The organism is Frondihabitans sucicola (assembly GCF_030296615.1).
GTDB lineage: Bacteria > Actinomycetota > Actinomycetes > Actinomycetales > Microbacteriaceae > Frondihabitans > Frondihabitans sucicola.
Map to the genome: position 1 here is coordinate 1,034,744 of NZ_AP027732.1, position 16,086 is coordinate 1,050,829.

Annotated in this window: 16 protein-coding genes and 1 pseudogene; 16 read left to right on the forward strand and 1 reads right to left on the reverse strand. The window is 67.6% G+C overall.

All coding sequences use genetic code 11. From position 1 onward, the window contains the following. Window positions 1-5: 5 nt before the first annotated feature. Complete coding sequence (locus QUE79_RS05440; protein ID WP_286345784.1) at window positions 6-431, reverse strand: hypothetical protein; 426 nt, start codon at window positions 429-431, stop codon at window positions 6-8. Between the two features lie 173 nt (window positions 432-604). On the opposite strand from QUE79_RS05440, the gene QUE79_RS05445 reads away from it, so the two are divergent. The 16 genes and pseudogenes from QUE79_RS05445 (at window position 605) to QUE79_RS05520 (ending at window position 16,073) form a co-directional block, all read left to right on the forward strand. Beyond that, window positions 605-1,243 (forward strand): phthiocerol/phthiodiolone dimycocerosyl transferase family protein, encoded by a 639-nt coding sequence (locus tag QUE79_RS05445; RefSeq protein WP_350271742.1) that lies wholly within the window; start codon window positions 605-607, stop codon window positions 1,241-1,243. Between the two features lie 678 nt (window positions 1,244-1,921). Then, the gene (locus tag QUE79_RS05450; RefSeq protein WP_286345786.1) at window positions 1,922-2,521 is read left to right on the forward strand and encodes a hypothetical protein; all 600 of its coding nucleotides are present in this window, start codon (window positions 1,922-1,924) and stop codon (window positions 2,519-2,521) included. Next, entirely contained in the window at window positions 2,512-3,789 is a 1,278-nt protein-coding gene (locus tag QUE79_RS05455) for a hypothetical protein (protein WP_286345787.1), read from the forward strand. Before QUE79_RS05450 ends, QUE79_RS05455 begins: the two co-directional genes overlap by 10 nt. 6 nt (window positions 3,790-3,795) lie before the next feature. Continuing rightward, window positions 3,796-4,455 (forward strand): ABC transporter ATP-binding protein, encoded by a 660-nt coding sequence (locus tag QUE79_RS05460; protein WP_286345788.1) that lies wholly within the window; start codon window positions 3,796-3,798, stop codon window positions 4,453-4,455. An 81-nt stretch (window positions 4,456-4,536) separates the two neighbouring features. Continuing rightward, complete coding sequence (cmtR, locus tag QUE79_RS05465) at window positions 4,537-4,890, forward strand: Cd(II)/Pb(II)-sensing metalloregulatory transcriptional regulator CmtR (protein ID WP_286345789.1); 354 nt, start codon at window positions 4,537-4,539, stop codon at window positions 4,888-4,890. Beyond that, window positions 4,887-5,554: pseudogene (locus tag QUE79_RS05470) on the forward strand (cation efflux transmembrane domain-containing protein). Before cmtR ends, QUE79_RS05470 begins: the two are co-directional and overlap by 4 nt. Window positions 5,555-5,717: 163 nt before the next feature. Then, window positions 5,718-6,041, forward strand: a complete 324-nt coding sequence (locus QUE79_RS05475; RefSeq protein WP_286345790.1) for a DUF7882 family protein — start codon at window positions 5,718-5,720, stop codon at window positions 6,039-6,041. Window positions 6,042-6,203: 162 nt separating this feature from the next. Continuing rightward, window positions 6,204-7,175 (forward strand): alpha/beta hydrolase, encoded by a 972-nt coding sequence (locus QUE79_RS05480; protein ID WP_286345791.1) that lies wholly within the window; start codon window positions 6,204-6,206, stop codon window positions 7,173-7,175. A gap of 88 nt (window positions 7,176-7,263) precedes the next feature. Beyond that, entirely contained in the window at window positions 7,264-8,292 is a 1,029-nt protein-coding gene (locus QUE79_RS05485; protein WP_286345792.1) for a helix-turn-helix domain-containing protein, read from the forward strand. Between the two features lie 82 nt (window positions 8,293-8,374). Next, window positions 8,375-9,217, forward strand: coding sequence for a nitrilase-related carbon-nitrogen hydrolase (locus tag QUE79_RS05490; protein WP_350271641.1), 843 nt, complete (start codon window positions 8,375-8,377; stop codon window positions 9,215-9,217). A gap of 2 nt (window positions 9,218-9,219) precedes the next feature. Next, the gene (gene hydA / locus QUE79_RS05495) at window positions 9,220-10,659 is read left to right on the forward strand and encodes a dihydropyrimidinase (protein WP_286345793.1); all 1,440 of its coding nucleotides are present in this window, start codon (window positions 9,220-9,222) and stop codon (window positions 10,657-10,659) included. 9 nt (window positions 10,660-10,668) lie between these two features. Beyond that, window positions 10,669-11,697, forward strand: a complete 1,029-nt coding sequence (locus tag QUE79_RS05500) for a TIGR03842 family LLM class F420-dependent oxidoreductase (protein ID WP_286345794.1) — start codon at window positions 10,669-10,671, stop codon at window positions 11,695-11,697. Between the two features lie 125 nt (window positions 11,698-11,822). Beyond that, complete coding sequence (locus tag QUE79_RS05505) at window positions 11,823-12,833, forward strand: LacI family DNA-binding transcriptional regulator (protein WP_286345795.1); 1,011 nt, start codon at window positions 11,823-11,825, stop codon at window positions 12,831-12,833. Window positions 12,834-12,974: 141 nt separating this feature from the next. Continuing rightward, complete coding sequence (locus tag QUE79_RS05510) at window positions 12,975-14,243, forward strand: ABC transporter substrate-binding protein (RefSeq protein ID WP_286345796.1); 1,269 nt, start codon at window positions 12,975-12,977, stop codon at window positions 14,241-14,243. 4 nt (window positions 14,244-14,247) lie between these two features. Then, window positions 14,248-15,201 carry a carbohydrate ABC transporter permease gene (locus QUE79_RS05515; protein WP_286345797.1) on the forward strand — a complete coding sequence of 318 codons (954 nt, stop codon included), beginning with the start codon at window positions 14,248-14,250 and terminating at the stop codon, window positions 15,199-15,201. Further along, window positions 15,198-16,073 (forward strand): carbohydrate ABC transporter permease, encoded by an 876-nt coding sequence (locus tag QUE79_RS05520; RefSeq protein WP_286345798.1) that lies wholly within the window; start codon window positions 15,198-15,200, stop codon window positions 16,071-16,073. Before QUE79_RS05515 ends, QUE79_RS05520 begins: the two co-directional genes overlap by 4 nt. Window positions 16,074-16,086 lie beyond the last annotated feature (13 nt).

Sequence of the window (16,086 nt, forward strand, 5' to 3'; positions counted from 1 at the left end):
CATGCTTATAGGTTCTGTGGAATCATCGCCGGATGTCTCAGCCCGTTGAACAGACCCTTCGCCCGCTCGGTGCCTTCGAGCAGACCATCGATCTCTACATGCACCGCAATCCGGTTCAGTTCTCCTTGATCGCCGAGCTGACACGCGACGTCTCCGAGTCGGAGCTGGCAGCCGCCCTGCGAGACGTTCAGCGCGTGCACCCGCTTCTCAGCGCCGCTGTCGTCCGGCCGGGCGCCGGCGGACAGGCGTCGTTCGGGCTCACGGACGAGGCGATCCCGATCCGGGTGGCCGGAAGCTCGACCTGGCAGGACCAGGCGGCCCTGGAGCAGACGACCGCGATCGAGCCGCTTCCGGGTCCGCTCGTCCGAGCCGTTCTCCTGCCGGGTCGGATGCCGGACACGCCCACCGCCCTGCTCCTGACCTTCGCGCACCAGATCGCGGACGGTCGGGGCGCTCTCCTCGCGGTCACCGACCTGCTCGGAATCCTGGCGGGCAGCCGCCTCGCACCGCGCACCACCCCGTCGGCTCAGGAGGAGCTCTTGACCGCCGACCCGCCGACCCCCGGCGAACCCCCGCCGATCCTGCTCCGCTGCCGCCGAGCCGGCTGCGCCCCTTCGACGGATCGAGGCCCGCCGTCCAGCCCGCGGCGCTCGATGCCCGGGCGACCGAAGCCCTGCTCGACCGGGCCCGCGCGGAATCCTGCACCGTGCAGGCGGCGCTGTGCGCAGCCGCCGCATCGGCCCTGTTCCGCACGAGCGCGGACGGGCGCGTTCGGATCAACGTACCGATCGACCTGCGCTCGGCGGTCGACCTCGACGACGACGTGGTCATCCGCTTCAGCGCCACCATGGTCGACCTCGAGCGGGTGGCCGGAGAGCCCTTCTGGGATCTCGCCAGGCGCGCCCACGGCCAGCTCGACGCAGCCCGTCAGCCCGCCACCGTCCAGGCCACCGCTCTGATGATCGCGGCCGCGACGCCGGCGACGCCGGAGGAGGCGGAGGGCGCCATGCTCGCGGCGACCGGGGCCGACATCGAGATCACCAACCTCGGTGTCGTCGACCCGTCGGCCGAAGCCGAGATCTCCGCCCTCTGGGGCCCGACCATGACCACCCAGGTCGACGGCGAGCGGATCCTCGGCGTGGTCACCAGCGGAGGCGTCCTTCGCCTCGTCAACGTGACGCACGACCCGAGCGGAGACATCGCCGCTGACATCGTCGGTGCGCTCGCCGCTGCGCTCGACTGAGTCGACAGCCCGCCGGAAGCGAGCGCGTCACAATATAAATTCCATCTTGACATACTCGTCCGTCCCCGCTTGACTCGTGGGACGCCGAGGCGAAGCCTCAGAACGGACGGAGTCAGATGAAAAGACGGCACAGCTCGAGCGCGGCGGCGGCGCTGTGATCACGTCTTCGGGACGCAAGTGGGGAACAAGCGGCACAGAAGCGGTCTCCGCGTACAAGGCATTCAAGCCGAACGCCGCAGACAACGGATGGGGCCACGCGAAGACGTACTACGGCAAGTAGCCACACCGAGCGGGGGAGGGAGCAGTGCGCCCTCCCCCGACTGTGTTCGACCCGGGGGTCACCTTGACTGCTCCGCGCACGGCGACCATCGCCCTGCTCTTTCTGCTCTTCACCTTTCTCACGACGGCTCTGGGCGTGTACCAGCACCGCCAGGGTGCCCTCACGCTGGAAGGCAACTCTCTCTACTCTCCGTCGGCAGTGGCGGTGGATGCCGACGCGGAACACGTGGTGAATGCATTGGCCGAGCGGGGATCGTCGGGGCGAGTCTTCCTGCGGCTCACCGACGACGGCCGCGTTCGCGCCCTGTCCAGCATCGGGTCGCCCGGTAGGCCGCTCCTCTCTACGCCGGGCAGCAACCAGCAGCTGACGATGATCACGTCGCATTCGTCGGGTCTTCTGTGTCCGTTCGACGTGAGGCGTCGAACGACTACTTCGTACACGACGGCGAGAGGTATGCGGTCAAAGGACGCCTCGGGCTCGAGAAGGCGAGCCTCGTCTCCGACCAGGTCTTGATCGTGAACCGAAAGCTCTTCGCCGTCACGGGAACGGCAGCGCTCGTGGTCGACAGCGACGAGGCACCCGCCCTGTTCCGCCGGGAGATCGATGACGGAACAGCCATTCCGATCGCAGCCACCACCAGCCTCCGGACCAACATCGATTTCGTCTCGCCCGTGCTCTCCACCTTCGGCGCGAGCCTGACGCTCCTCGGCTTCGCACTGACGGGCTCATTGGCCGGAGCGGGGTCGCGGCCCGCCTTCGAAGTGGCCTTTCTCGTCGGAGCCGTCCGCTGGCGTGCCCTCTCTCGACGAGTCGCTCGGCTGGCTCTCCTCGTCGTTCCGCTGGTCGGAGCCGGGGTCGCCGTTCGAGTCGGGTCGACCACGGCGCAGCTCGAGTGGTTCCCCCTCGTCGGACTGGCCGGTATCCAGGTTCTCCTGGCCGTGATCGGCTACATCGTGAGCGTGACGAGACGGCCTCGGGGTGAGGGCGCGTGGAGCTGATTCATGTGCTCCGAGCGGGGGTTCTGCCGCTGATCGCGAAGATCCTTCTGGCGGGCATCCTGTTCGTCACGCTCTACAACGTCGTGACCTTCTCCGAGTCGACCCACGCAGCCGTCAATCGGAGCTTCAGTGATAACGCCGACGTCAACCTCTACGGTCTCATCGACGACCTCCACGATCCTGACGCGTTCCGTTCTTTTCGCGACTCGCTTCCCGACCTGGAGCGACTAGGTGCCTTCTACAACCAGCTTTCGAACGACGACGAGTTGACCTTCCTCTCTAGCTTCGACCAGCCGCTGCCGATCCGAGACTTCCCGGGTGACGGAAGCTTCGAAGACGGGTACGGCACCGGGATGAGCACGCGTGGCCCCTATACGGATGAAGAGACCGGACGCACGATGGTCGACGTCAAGTCGCTGCAGATGAACCGAAACGCATTCGAGTTCTACAAGCTGCGAACGAGCACGGGGGATACCCCGGACTGGGAGACGATCGACTATGAGGCCAGCGTGACGCCGGTGGTCCTCGGCAGCGATTTCGAGGGCGTCTACGAGGTCGGCGACACGTTCGTCGGCACCCTCTACTTCGCAGAGATGACCTTCGAGGTCGCCGGGTTCCTCGCGCCCCACTCTTCGATCTTCTACCACGACGACATCAACTTCTTCCTCGACACCTCCGTCGTGATCCCGTACCCCGAACAGCTGCGAGGGTTCACCGAGGCGAACAAGGACTTCTCGGGAATCCTCTCCTTCGCCATGGTCAACGGTGACATCGCCGCGTCCAAGAACCTCGCGACGGACGAAGTGCTCGATCGTCTGGCGTCCATCGCGAGCTCGACCGGATTCGAGAACTACGCCCTGCTGAACGTGTCCCCCTATCTCACCCAGTTCACGTTGACCAAGAAAATCATCCAGAGCAACCTCGGACTCGTGGTCGCCATCGAGGGAGCGCTCGTGGCGGGCGTACTGTTCGCCATCTTTCTTCTCAACCGATTCCTTTTCGCGCGCGAATCGAACCGCTACCGAATCGCCTGGATCGCCGGTACGTCCCGGCAGCGAATCTTCCTGACCAGCCTTCCTTCCGTTCTCGTGGCGCACGGAGGAATAGGGGCGGTCGTCGCCACGGCCTACCTCATGTATCCCCAGCACAGTGAGGCCGCGCTCCGGCCGGTCCTCCTGGCCTTCGCCGCCTTCGTCCTTCTGGACCTGGGCCAGCACGGGCGCCTTCTGGCAACGCTGATCCGCACCGAGTCGGGAGAGCGCAGATAACGTCTCATGATTCAACTCACGTCCATCACCAAGGTCATCCGCGAGCCGAACGGCCACCCGCGCACCCTGTTCGCCGACCTGCATTTTCGACTCGGCGACCAGGACCGGTCCGTCGCCATCCTCGGGCGCAGCGGCAGCGGCAAGAGTTCCCTCCTGCGACTCCTGGCCGGACTCGACACGGCATATCGCGGTGAGTACCTGGCCGACGGCATGCTCTTGCCCCGATCGGCGGCCGGCATGGCGCGTCATCGAGCCGCCGCCGTCGGCATCATCACGCAGCGCTACGACCTCCTGCCGGAACGCACGGTCTTGCAGAACGTGCGCCTCGGTCGTGCCGACAAGCAGGCAGCCACAGAGGAGGCCCTTCGGAGTCTCGAGCTGGTCCGGCTGAGAGGCCTTGCCGCCACACGAGTCCGACACCTCTCCGGTGGGGAAGCCCAACGCGTCGCGATCGCGAGAGCCCTCGTCAAGCGCCCTCGACTCGTCCTGGCAGATGAACCCACCGGAGCACTCGACGCATCGACCGAAGGCGAGGTCCTCGAACTCTTCGCTCGACTGCAAGATCTCGGCCACCGATTCGTGATCGCAACGCACAGCCCGACGATCGCTGCCAGCTGCGACCGCCGACTGCTCCTCCAGGACAACGCGCTCGCTGAGCTCCCGTAGACACCTCCGGGGCGTCCAGAGCTGGAACCACCGGAGCCGAGAGATCTTCCGAAAGGTCACTCGCGACTGTATGGTCAGCACATGCTGACACGTGCGACTCGACTCGACGTCATGAACCGACTGGGCCGGGCGCTGGCTGATCCGACCCGTTCGCGGATCCTGATGCACCTGCTTCGTGAGCCGGGGTACCCGGCTCGTCTGGCCGACGAGCTCGGCCTGACGAGAACGAACGTGTCGAACCACTTGGCGTGCCTTCGCGGGTGCGGGATCGTCGTCGCGATCCCCGAGGGGCGCAGGACCCGGTACGAGATCTCCGACCCGCACCTGACCCGCGCGCTCGAGACGCTCGTCGACGTCGTCCTGGCCGTCGACGACGGTGCCGCCTGCTCCGACGACGACTGCGACGTCCCGCTCTGCTGCGGGCCGGCCGCATGACCGCGGCCGACATCGTCACCGCCGGCCGCCGCGCGCTCCTGCAGCGGCGGATCCGGTGGATCGTCGCCCTCACCATCGCCTACAACAGCCTCGAAGCCGTCGTCGCGCTCGCCGCCGGCGGGTCTGCGTCGTCGGCGGCCCTCATCGGCTTCGGGCTGGACTCCGTCGTCGAGGTCCTCTCCGCTGCGGCCGTCGCCTGGCAGTTCTCGTCACCGGATCCGGAGTCGCGCGAGAGGACGACGCTCCGAGTCATCGCGCTGTCGTTCTTCGGACTCGCCGCGTACGTCACCGTCGATGCCGTCCTCTCGCTCACGGGCGTCCGACAGGCCGAGCACAGCGCGGTCGGCATCGTCCTCGCGGCCGTCAGCCTCGCCGTCATGCCGTTCCTCAGCTTCGCGGAGCGACGCGCCGGCAGAGAGCTCGGCTCGGCATCGGCGGTCGCCGACTCGAAGCAGACGCTCGTGTGCTCCTACCTGTCCGCGGCCCTCCTCGTCGGCCTGCTGCTGAACACCCTGTTCGGCTGGGCGTGGGCCGACTCCTCGCCGCGCTCGCCATCGTCGTCTTCGCCCTGCGCGAGGGCCGCGAAGCCTGGCGCGGAGATGTGTGCACGACGTCGGTCGCGGAGCTGACGGGGGAGCGACCGCCGCACGACGAGCGCGTCTGACCTCTCCCTTGCGCAACCGCGAGGAGGGCGGATAAGTTCGATGAGTTCGGTTTCACACCGGACGAAGAACTCGGCCCAGACCCCGCCGATCCTGGAGTGCGCGGGGTGGGTCGTTCCCTGATCCGGCGACCCATCCCGTGCCGAGACGACGAAGGGGAACCCCGTGGGAACTCTCCTCTACGGTTCGCTGAGCTTCCCGTTCGACGACCGCACCCTGGTGCACCTCCAGATCGCGATCGGCGCGAAGCTGCGTCGCGGTGAGGGCTTCTTCTTCTCGTGGAACGCGATCGGCGCGGGGACGGAGCGCGGCAGCATCTGGCTCAGCCACACCGTTCCGCTCGCGTTCGCGTTCGACAACAGCAAGGTCGGCCCGATCGACGCCGCCTGGCTGCACGACCTGGAGGCGCAGTCGAGCAACGGCCCGAGCCTGACGCTGACCGCCGACCTCGTCCGAGAGCTGGCCGGCGAGGGCGTTCGGAGCCGCTGAGCCGACGACGCGCGTCGTGACTCTCCGGAGGCCGCACGCTCGAGTCCGCCAGTCGGCGGGCCAAGGGGCCGGGATTGCGCCGCTGCGGCGGTGGGGGCGGGGAGCTTCGAGGCGGAAGATGGAGGCGACCACAGAGCCGTGGTCAGACAGCTGGAGGCCGTCATGTCAGAGAAGACCGAAATCCACCCCGCCCCGCCGTTCGACGTCGAACTGGGCGCCGTGCTCGCCGTGCTCGCCGAAGCGATGCCGCCGACCCTCACCCCGGAGATGATCGAGCCGATGCGCACGGGCGTCCCTCTTCCCGTCATCGCCGATCTGCTCGGCGGGCGGCCGATCGACCACGAAGAGCGCAGGATCCCCGTCGCGGACGGCGAGATCACCGTGTCCGTCTTCACGAAGCAGGGCCACGTCGCAGGCGGCCCCGGGATCTTCCACACCCACGGTGGCGGCATGATCATCGGCGACCGCTTCACCGGTGCGGACGAATACCTCCAGTGGGTCGAGGAGTTCGACGCGGTCGTCGTCTCGGTCGAGTACCGTCTGGCGCCCGAGTTCCCGGACCCGACGCCGGTCGACGACTGCTACGCGGGCCTCCTCTGGACGGTGGAGCACGCCGACGAGCTCGGCTTCGACCCCGCACGCCTGGTCATCGGGGGTGCCAGCGCCGGCGGCGGACTGGCCGCCGGCGTGAGCCTCAAGGCCCGCGACGAGGGCGGCCCGGCGTTGGCCGGCTCGCTGCTCATCTACCCCATGCTCGACGACCGGAACGAGACCGTGTCGAGCCACCAGATCGACGGCTTCGGCGTGTGGGACCGGGGCAGCAACGACACCGGCTGGGACGCCCTGCTCGGCGACCGGCGATTCACCGACGAGGTCTCGATCTACGCGGCCCCGGCGCGAGCGCAGGATCTCTCCGGCCTGCCGCCCACGTTCATCGACTGCGCGACGGCCGAGGTCTTCCGCGACGAGGACGTCGCCTACGCCTCGAAGATCTGGGCCGTCGGAGGCATCGCCGAGCTGCACGTCTGGCCGGGCGGTTTCCACGGCTTCGACGCGATGGCGCCCCAGGCACAGCTCTCGGTCGAGGCGCGAGCCGCGCGCGTCAGGTGGCTCCATCGAATCCTGGGCGCCTGAGCATGTCGAGTGCCTGAGCATCTCGAGTGCTGAGCATCCTGGCTGCGGTCTAAGGTGAGGCGCAGGATTCAACCCACGGACGGCAACGATGCAAGAACTGGTCGGTCGGCTCACCGCGCTCGACCCCGAGGCGAGCGAGAGCCTCAAGGTCATCTCGTACTTCGACGCGCTCGTCGACGGGCACGCGTCGATCGAGGTGCTGCTGCGCGGTGCCGCGGTGCTCAGCGGGCAGGCGGCGGGGTGCGACGCCCACGGGGTCGTGCTGCGGGTGGCGGCCAACGGCGTCCTGCAGAGGGCGCAGGATCCGGGGGCTCCCGACCCAGCCCAGGCGCCGTGGCCCTCCCACCCCGTCGCCCACGACGGCCGCGTCTGGATCGAACGATCCGGGCCCGCTCACGCCAACGACGAGATGATCCTGGAGCGCCTCGCGCTCGCCGTGGCCATCGTTCTCGACCGGACACCGGCCGGAGCCGCTCGGCGAGCGCTCGAGACGGTCATCGACGCCGGGACGCCGCCGACTGAACGCCTCGAGGCCGCTCGCAGGCTCTCCCTCGACGCGGGCACGTCGTACCGGGTCGTCGCTGCTCCCGCTGCGGGTGAGGTCGGCCCGACGGCGCCGGTCACGCCGAGCGTCGTCGTGGAGACGCCGTTCGGTCGGGTCCGGGTCGGGGTCGCGCAGGATCACGCCGGGTCGGTGGGGCCCGTCGGGATCGGGCTCGCTCGCAGGCCAGAGGCCCTCGACGAGTCGTGGGCGTCGGCGCTCGTGGCGCTTCGGCTCACGGACGAGCGCGAGCCCGTGGTCCGCGCGGACGATCTCGGGATCCTGCTCGCCCTCGCCGACGCGGCGGACGGGGATTCCGCGGACGACCCGGATCTCACGGCGCTGCGCACTCTGCTGGGAGCTCACCCGGCAGCCCTGCCCCTGCTCGAATCCCTCGCCGTGTCGGAGAGCGTTCGGGCCGTTGCGCTCGACCTCGGGTTCCACCACTCGACCGTGCAGGCCCACCTGGCCTACTACGGCGATCGGCTCGGCTTCGACCTCAGGACACCGCGGGGCCGGGTGCGGTTGTCGCTCGCCCTGTCGGTCCTGCGTCTGACGACGCGCCGCTTCGACTGACCGGGCCGGATTAACAACCTCGAAACGTGCTCCCTGGGTACTGTCCAAGGGAGACGTTCGTTCGAAGGGCAGGAGCCTGGCAATGGTGACGGTGGCGATCACGCAGACGACATGGACCGGCGACAAAGAGTCGATGCTCGACAAACACGAGAACTTCGCACGAGACGCGGCGGCGCAGGGGGCCGACGTGATCTGCTTCCAGGAGCTGTTCTACGGCCCGTACTTCGGCATCACCGAGGAGAAGAAGTACTACTCGTTCGCGGAACCCGTAGATGGCCCGGTGGTGACTCGCTTCGCGGCCCTCGCGGCCGAACTGCACCTCGTGATGATCCTGCCGATCTACGAGGAGGAGATGCCCGGGGTCTACTACAACACGGCCGTCGTGGTCGAGGCGGATGGCCGAGTCCTCGGCAAGTACCGCAAGCACCACATCCCGCAGCTCGAGAGCTTCTACGAGAAGTTCTACTTCCGCCCCGGCAACACCGGCTGGCCGGTCTTCGACACCTCCGTCGGCAAGATCGGCGTCACCATCTGCTACGACCGCCACTTCCCCGAGGGGTGGCGCGTGCTCGGCCTGGGCGGTGCCGAGATCGTCTTCAACCCCAACGCGTCCAAGCCGGGTCTCTCCAACCGGCTCTGGGAGCTCGAACAGCCCGCGGCCGCCGCGGCGAACGGCTACTTCGTGGCCGTGCCCAACCGGGTCGGCAAAGAGGACAACGAGTACGGCGACAAGGCCGTCGACTTCTACGGGACCTCGTACGTCGTCGACCCGCAGGGCAACTTCGTCGGGGAGAAGGGCAGCGGCACGCACGAGGAGCTCCTGGTGCGCGAGATCGACCTCGGACTCATCCGGCAGGTCCGAGACGACTGGCAGTTCTACCGCGACCGCCGCCCCGACGTCTACGGCCCGATCGTCGCCCCGTAGCCATGAAGACGCTCATCACGAACGGCACCGTGGTCAACAGCACGGGGGTCGCGCAAGCCGATGTCCTCATCGACGGCGAGACGATCGCGGGGGTCGTGGCACCCGGATCATCCCTCCTCGGCTTCGACCTCGCGGCCAACGTCGACCGCGTGGTCGACGCAGCCGGCAAGTACGTCATCCCGGGCGGGATCGACGCCCACACCCACATGGAGATGCCGTTCGGCGGCACGTTCGCCAGCGACACGTTCGAGACGGGCACCCGCGCCGCGGCCTGGGGCGGCACGACCAGCATCGTCGATTTCGTCGTGCAGTACGCGGGCGAGAACGTCCTCGACCAGTTCGCCCTCTGGCACGAGAAGGCGGCCGGGAACTGCGCGGTCGACTACGGGTTCCACCAGATCCTGTCGGACGTCCAGGACTCGTCGCTGACCGCGATGGACGAGCTGCTGAACGAGGGCGTCTCGAGCTTCAAGCTCTTCATGGCCTACAAGGGCGTCTTCCTCAGCGACGACGGCCAGATCGTCAAGGCGATGCAGCGGGCCAGCGACAACGGCAGCCTCATGATGATGCACGCCGAGAACGGCAGCGTGATCGACGTGCTCGTGCAGCAGTCGATCGCGCGCGGTGACACGTCTCCGTACTTCCACGGCCTCACGCGACCCTGGCAGGCCGAGGAGGAGGCGACTCACCGCGCGATCATGCTGGCGAACCTCACCGGGGCGCCGCTCTACGTCGTCCACGTCAGCGCGAAGCAGGCGCTCGACCAGATCACGGCGGCGCGCGACACGGGGCAGAACGTGTTCGCCGAGACCTGCCCCGCCTACCTGTACCTGTCGCTCGAGGATCAGCTCGGTGCGACGAGCGACGAGTGGGGTTCGTTCGAGGGTGCGAAGTGGGTGTGCTCCACGCCTCTTCGCGCCAGGGCGGAGGGGCACCAGAACCACATGTGGCGCGGCCTCCGCACCAACGACCTCCAGGTGATCTCGACCGACCACTGCCCCTTCTGCATGAAGGGCCAGAAAGACCTGGGGCTCTCCGACTTCTCGAAGATCCCGAACGGGATCGGGTCGGTCGAGCACCGCATGGACCTCATCTACCAGGGCGTCGTGATGGGCGAGATCAGCCTGCCGCGCTGGGTGGAGCTCTGCTCGACGACACCCGCGCGCATGTTCGGCATGTACGGCAAGAAGGGAGTCATTCAGCCCGGTGCCGATGGCGACGTGGTGATCTACGATCCTGCCGGCCACACCTCGATCGGCACGGCTCCCGGAAGAACCCACCACATGAACATGGACTACTCGGCCTGGGAGGGCTTCGAGATCGACGGCCACGTCGACACGGTCCTCTCGCGCGGCAAGGTCGTCGTGGACGACGGGCAGTACCTCGGCACCAAGGGCGACGGTCGCTACTTCAAGCGCGGCCTCTCGCAGTACCTGATCTAAGGACATCTGATGGATTTCGGCGTCGTCGTACAGACCAACCCGCCCGCCGCCCGGACGATCGCCCTGGCCCGCCTGGCCGAGGAGCATTCGTTCGATCACTTCTGGACCTACGACTCCCACATCCTGTGGATGGAGCCGTACGTCATCCACTCGCAGATCCTGTCGCAGACGTCGCGCATCGTCGTCGGGCCCATGGTGACGAACCCGGCCACGCGCGACTGGACAGTCACGGCGTCCACCTTCGCGACGTTGAACGCGATGTTCGGCAATCGGACCATCATCGGCATCGGCCGCGGCGACTCTGCCGTGCGCGTCACGAACGGGTCGCCGGTCACGCTGAAGGACTTCGCGGAGTCGATCGGCGTCATCCGGGAGCTCGCGAACGGGAGGTCCGCGGTCGTCAACGGGTCGACGATCCGGTTCCCCTGGTCTCGCGGGTCGTCGGTCGACGTCTGGGTGGCCGCGTACGGGCCGCGCGCGCTCGCCATCGCCGGCGAGGTCGGCGACGGCTTCATCCTTCAGTGCGGCGACGTCGACATCGCGAAGTGGATGATCGACACCGTGAGGGCTGCTGCGGTCGGGGCGGGGCGGGATCCTGATGCCATCAAGTTCTGCGTGGCAGCGCCGATGTACGTGACCGACGGCAGCGCATCGGATCGAGAGCACGCCCTCGAGCAGTGCCGCTGGTTCGGCGGCATGGTGGGCAACCACGTCGCCGACATCGTCGAGAAGTACGGCAGCGACGGCACCGTGCCGACGGCCCTGACCGACTACATCGCGGGCCGAGAGGGCTACGACTACAACGAGCACGGCCGCGCCGGGAACTCGCACGTCGCCTTCGTGCCCGACGAGATCGTGTCGCGCTTCTGCGTGATCGGCTCCGTCGACGAGCACATCGCGAAGCTCAAGGAGTTCGAGGCGATCGGCGTCACCCAGTTCGCCGGCTATCTCGACCACGACGACAAGGAGGAGACCCTCCGGCTCTACGGCGAGAAGGTCATCCCGGCGCTGCGGGAGCACGTGCTCGCGAAGTCGTAGGGGTGGGCCCGGCTCGACTCGCGGCGCCGAACTGCGTTATGTTCCTGTCGCGGGTGTCTCCGTCGTCGGGGGCCGGAGAACACGTGGGAGTCAGCATGGCAGGCGGGGTGAGGTCGCCAGCGACCATGCAGGATGTCGCCCGACTCGCCGGCGTCTCCGTCAAGACGGTCTCGAACGTGCTCTCCGGCTACGAGCACGTGTCCGCCAAGATGCGCGACCGCGTCATGACGGCGGTCGGCGAACTCGACTACGAGATCAACGTGTCCGCCCGCAACCTCCGGGTCGGGCGCACGCACGTCATCGGACTCGCCGTCCCGGAGCTCAGCCAGGCCTATTTCGCGGAGCTCGCCGACGCCGTGATCCGCGCCGCCCAGACGCGCGGCTACACCGTCCTCATCGAGCAGACGGCAGCCGGCCGCGACACCGAGATCAGCGTCGTCTCGACGATGCGGAAGCACTCGATCGACGCCCTGATCTACAGCCCGCTCGCCCTCGGGCCCGACGACGTGCGGCAGCTCGACGTCGAGTTCCCGCTGGTGGTGCTCGGCGAGTGGATCGACGGAAGCAAGGCCGACCACGTCACGATGTCCAACGAGGGGGCGATCCGGGCTGCCACCGAGCATGTGCTGGATCGCGGTCGGCGGCGCGTGGCCGTGGTCGGGGCGCACCCCGACGGCCCCATCGGTACGGGAGCCTCTCGGCTCCGCGGCTACACCACCGCCCTCCAGGCGCGCGGCCTCGAGGTCGATCCCGACCTGGTGCTGACGGCGGCCCTCTGGCACCGGACCTACGGGGTCGAGGCCACGGAACGCCTGATCGCGAGCGGCGTCGAGTTCGACGCCGTGGTCTGCTTCAACGACGCTCTCGCGCTCGGTGTGATGCGCGCCCTGCAGCGCAGCGGTCGGCGCATCCCCGAGGACGTCATGGTCACGGGCTTCGACGACATCGAGGACAGCGCCTACTCGACGCCGTCTCTCACGACCGTCTCGCCGGGTCGCGACGAGATCGCGCGGACCGCGGTGGACCTGCTCGTCGACAGCCTCGAGGGCACGAGGACCAGGCTCCGCCCCGAGCAGATCGAGACGAGCTTCTCGCTCGTCGTCCGCGAATCGTCCGGCCTCTCCTCCGTCGCCTGAGGTCGCCGCGACTTTTCTCGGCCACCCGGTTGACAGCGTCCTCGCGCTGCCGTAGTTTCTCGATTTACATCGATGTAAATCAAGAACACATTCCCCGAGGGCTCTCGGACGAAGAGGTCGAGAGCAGATAGCAGGTTCGCAGTGAAGAAGCTGATCGCAGTCGTCGCGACCGCAGCCGTCGCGGCACTAGGACTCACCGGATGCGCCGGTTCGACCGGTGCCTCGTCCTCCTCCGAGAAGGTCTCGCTGACCTTCTGGCACGGCTACACGGAGGCGGACGGCGGTGTGCTCGACGACATCGTCAAGAAGTTCAACGCCTCGCAGAAGAACATCACGATCAAGACGCAGACGAAGACCTGGGCCGTCATCGACGACACGCTCCTTCCGGCCCTGTCGTCCAAGAACGGTCCCGACATCGTCGCCATGACGTCCGACCGCCTGCCCGTCTACGCGAAGAAGCACGCCCTGGTCGACCTGGACGACTTCTACGCGAAGCCGTCGAGCAACACGTCGAAGCTGAAGGCGGAGGCCGTCTCGATGGAGACGGTCGACGGCAAGAAGTACGGCGTCCCGAGCGGCTTCGTCCCGCTGTCCGTCATCTACAACAAGACGCTGTTCGCCAAGGCCGGGATCACGACGTTCCCGACCACGTGGGACGAGTGGGTGTCCGACGCGAAGAAGCTGACCGTCGATTCCAACGGTGACGGAACGCCGGAGCAGTACGGCCTGGTTCTGCCGGATCACGCCACGGTCGGCAACGGGATCTGGCCGAGCCTGTTCGAAGGCAACGGGGGTTCCATCACCAACGCCGCCGGAACCAAGGCGACGATCGACTCGAAGGCGAACGTCGAGACGCTGACCTACTGGGCGAACGCCATCCGGCAGGACAAGATCTCGCCGACCGGCACCGACGGGATCGCAGCCGACAAGCTCTTCACCGCCGGCAAGACGGCGATGGAGGTCGGAGGGCCCTGGATGGCCGGTGTCGCCACCGCATCCAAGATCGACTACGGCCTCGCCGCGATCCCGGCCGGCCCGAAGGCCCAGGCCGCCTCGGCCATCGGCATCTCCCTCGGCGTGACCGCCCAGACGGACACCGCGAAGCAGCAGGCGGCCGAGAAGTTCCTCGCCTACTTCAACGAGAAGTCGACGGCGACGACCTGGTCGCTCGGTTCCGGCTGGCCTCCGCTGCGCACCGACGTGTCGGCAGCGGACGTCGACTCGAACGCGACCGTCGCGAGTCTCACGAAGATCGCGCCGAACACGCGGGCTCTCCTGCCGGGAGTCGTCGACAGCACCGACGTGCTGACGGCGATCGACACCGCCACTCAGAAGGCGGTCGCCGGTGGCGATCCGAAGCAGCTCCTCGGCGATGCTCAGTCGAGCATCCAGCAGGCACTGTCGAAGTGATCCCGTGACCACTCAGCAGCTCCAGCGGAAGCGCCCGTACCGGCCCCCGGGCCAAATCGGCGGACGCACTCGCCTGAACGGGACCTTCAAGCGACGGGCCACGATCGTCGGGTTCCTGGCCCCGGCGCTCGTGATCCTGGCCGCCTTCGTCGGCTGGCCGATGATCTCGGCGCTCCGACTGTCGTTCACCGACGCCAGCGGGTTCGGAACCCCGAGTTTCGTGGGCCTGGCGAACTACGTCCGGGTCTTCACCGACTCGGACATCCTCAAGGCGATGGCGAACACGGCGCTCTACGCGGTCCTTTTCACGCCCGTCTCCATCGTCGTGGCACTGGTCCTGGCCCTCGTGGTCAACAGCCCCCGGCTGCCGTTCCGCGGATTCTTCCGTTCGACCCTGTTCCTGCCGTTCATCGTCTCGCTCGCGGTCGCGGCGTTCGCGTGGTCCTATCTGCTCGATCCGCAGATCGGGCTCGCGAACTACTGGCTGCAGGCGGTCGGGATCCGGATCGGGAACGTGCTGCAGGATCCCACCCTCGCGATGCCGACGGTCGTGCTCGTCGCGGTCTGGAAGAACTTCGGCTTCTACATGGTCATCTTCCTGGCGGGCCTGCAGGAGATCCCGAAGAGCCTCTACGAAGCGGCGCAGCTCGACGGGGCCGGCGGGTGGAAGAGATTCACCAACGTCACCTATCCGATGCTGAGCAACACGATGGCCTTCGTCGTCATCGTCGCGGTGATCGCCGCCCTGCAGGCGTTCGACCAGATCTACGTGCTCACCGGAGGCGGCCCCTACCGGAGCACCGAGACGATCGTCATGCAGATCTACCAGTCCGGCTTCAAAGACCTCGACCTGGGCTTCGCCTCCGCCCTGTCCTACGTCCTGCTCATCGTCACCCTGCTGCTCAGCCTCGTCCAGTTCCTGTTCTTCGGACGTCGCGGAGAGGACACCGCCTCATGACCGCACTCACTCGGCCGGGCGTCCGCCTGGCTCGCCGCGCCACCACGCGCCGCCACGGAGATCCCGGCCGCTGGATCTTCTTCGCGGGCTTCCTGATCGTGACGTTCGCCCTCATGCTGCCGGTGATCATCATCGTGCTGACGGCCTTCAAGCCCGCCTCGGAGGTCAACGCGTTCCCGCCGACGCTCGCCCCGCACCAGTGGACGCTCGACAACTTCCGGGCGATCTTCTCGGAGCTGCCGTTCGGCCGGCTCATCGCGAACAGCTTCGGCTTCGCCGGGGGTGTGACGGTGTTCGCCCTGGCGTTCGACTCCCTGGCCGCCTACGCCCTGGCCCGACTCGACTTCCGAGGGTCCAGGATCCTGCTCATCGTCATCATCGCGAGCCTCATGATCCCGTTCCAGGCCACCCTCATTCCGATCTACCAGCTGGTCTCGCAGCTGGGCTGGGTCAACACGTTCGCAGGTCTCATCGCCCCGAGAGCCGCCGACGCCTTCGGGATCTTCTTCCTGCGACAGTTCTTCGTCTCGCTGCCGCGCGACCTCGACAACGCCGCGCGCATCGACGGAGCGTCGGAGTGGCGGGTGTTCCGCAGCGTGGTCCTGCCCAACGCGGTCCCCGCGCTGCTGACCCTCGGCATCTTCACGTTCGTGAACAACTGGAACGACCTGCTCTGGCCGCTCGTCTTCACGACCGACCAGAAGATGGGCACCATCACCTCCGGACTCACTCTGCTGACCGGCCCGGGCGGCATCATCCCGCAGGGCGTGATGATGGCCGGCGCGCTGATCGCGGTGCTCCCCCTCGCGATCATGTTCCTCCTCGTGCAGCGTCGCTTCATCGAGAGCGTCGCCAGCACCGGGCTGAAATGACGTCGCAGCAGCA

Bases quoted from the DNA above. Each gene is read 5' to 3' on its own strand.
- QUE79_RS05485 (WP_286345792.1), top strand. From the start codon at position 7,264: ATGCAAGAACTGGTCGGTCGGCTCACCGCGCTCGACCCCGAGGCGAGC.
- QUE79_RS05520 (WP_286345798.1), top strand. From the start codon at position 15,198: ATGACCGCACTCACTCGGCCGGGCGTCCGCCTGGCTCGCCGCGCCACC.
- QUE79_RS05500 (WP_286345794.1), top strand. From the start codon at position 10,669: ATGGATTTCGGCGTCGTCGTACAGACCAACCCGCCCGCCGCCCGGACG.
- hydA (WP_286345793.1), top strand. From the start codon at position 9,220: ATGAAGACGCTCATCACGAACGGCACCGTGGTCAACAGCACGGGGGTC.
- QUE79_RS05505 (WP_286345795.1), top strand. From the start codon at position 11,823: ATGCAGGATGTCGCCCGACTCGCCGGCGTCTCCGTCAAGACGGTCTCG.
- QUE79_RS05480 (WP_286345791.1), top strand. From the start codon at position 6,204: ATGTCAGAGAAGACCGAAATCCACCCCGCCCCGCCGTTCGACGTCGAA.
- QUE79_RS05490 (WP_350271641.1), top strand. From the start codon at position 8,375: ATGGTGACGGTGGCGATCACGCAGACGACATGGACCGGCGACAAAGAG.
- QUE79_RS05460 (WP_286345788.1), top strand. From the start codon at position 3,796: ATGATTCAACTCACGTCCATCACCAAGGTCATCCGCGAGCCGAACGGC.
- cmtR (WP_286345789.1), top strand. From the start codon at position 4,537: ATGCTGACACGTGCGACTCGACTCGACGTCATGAACCGACTGGGCCGG.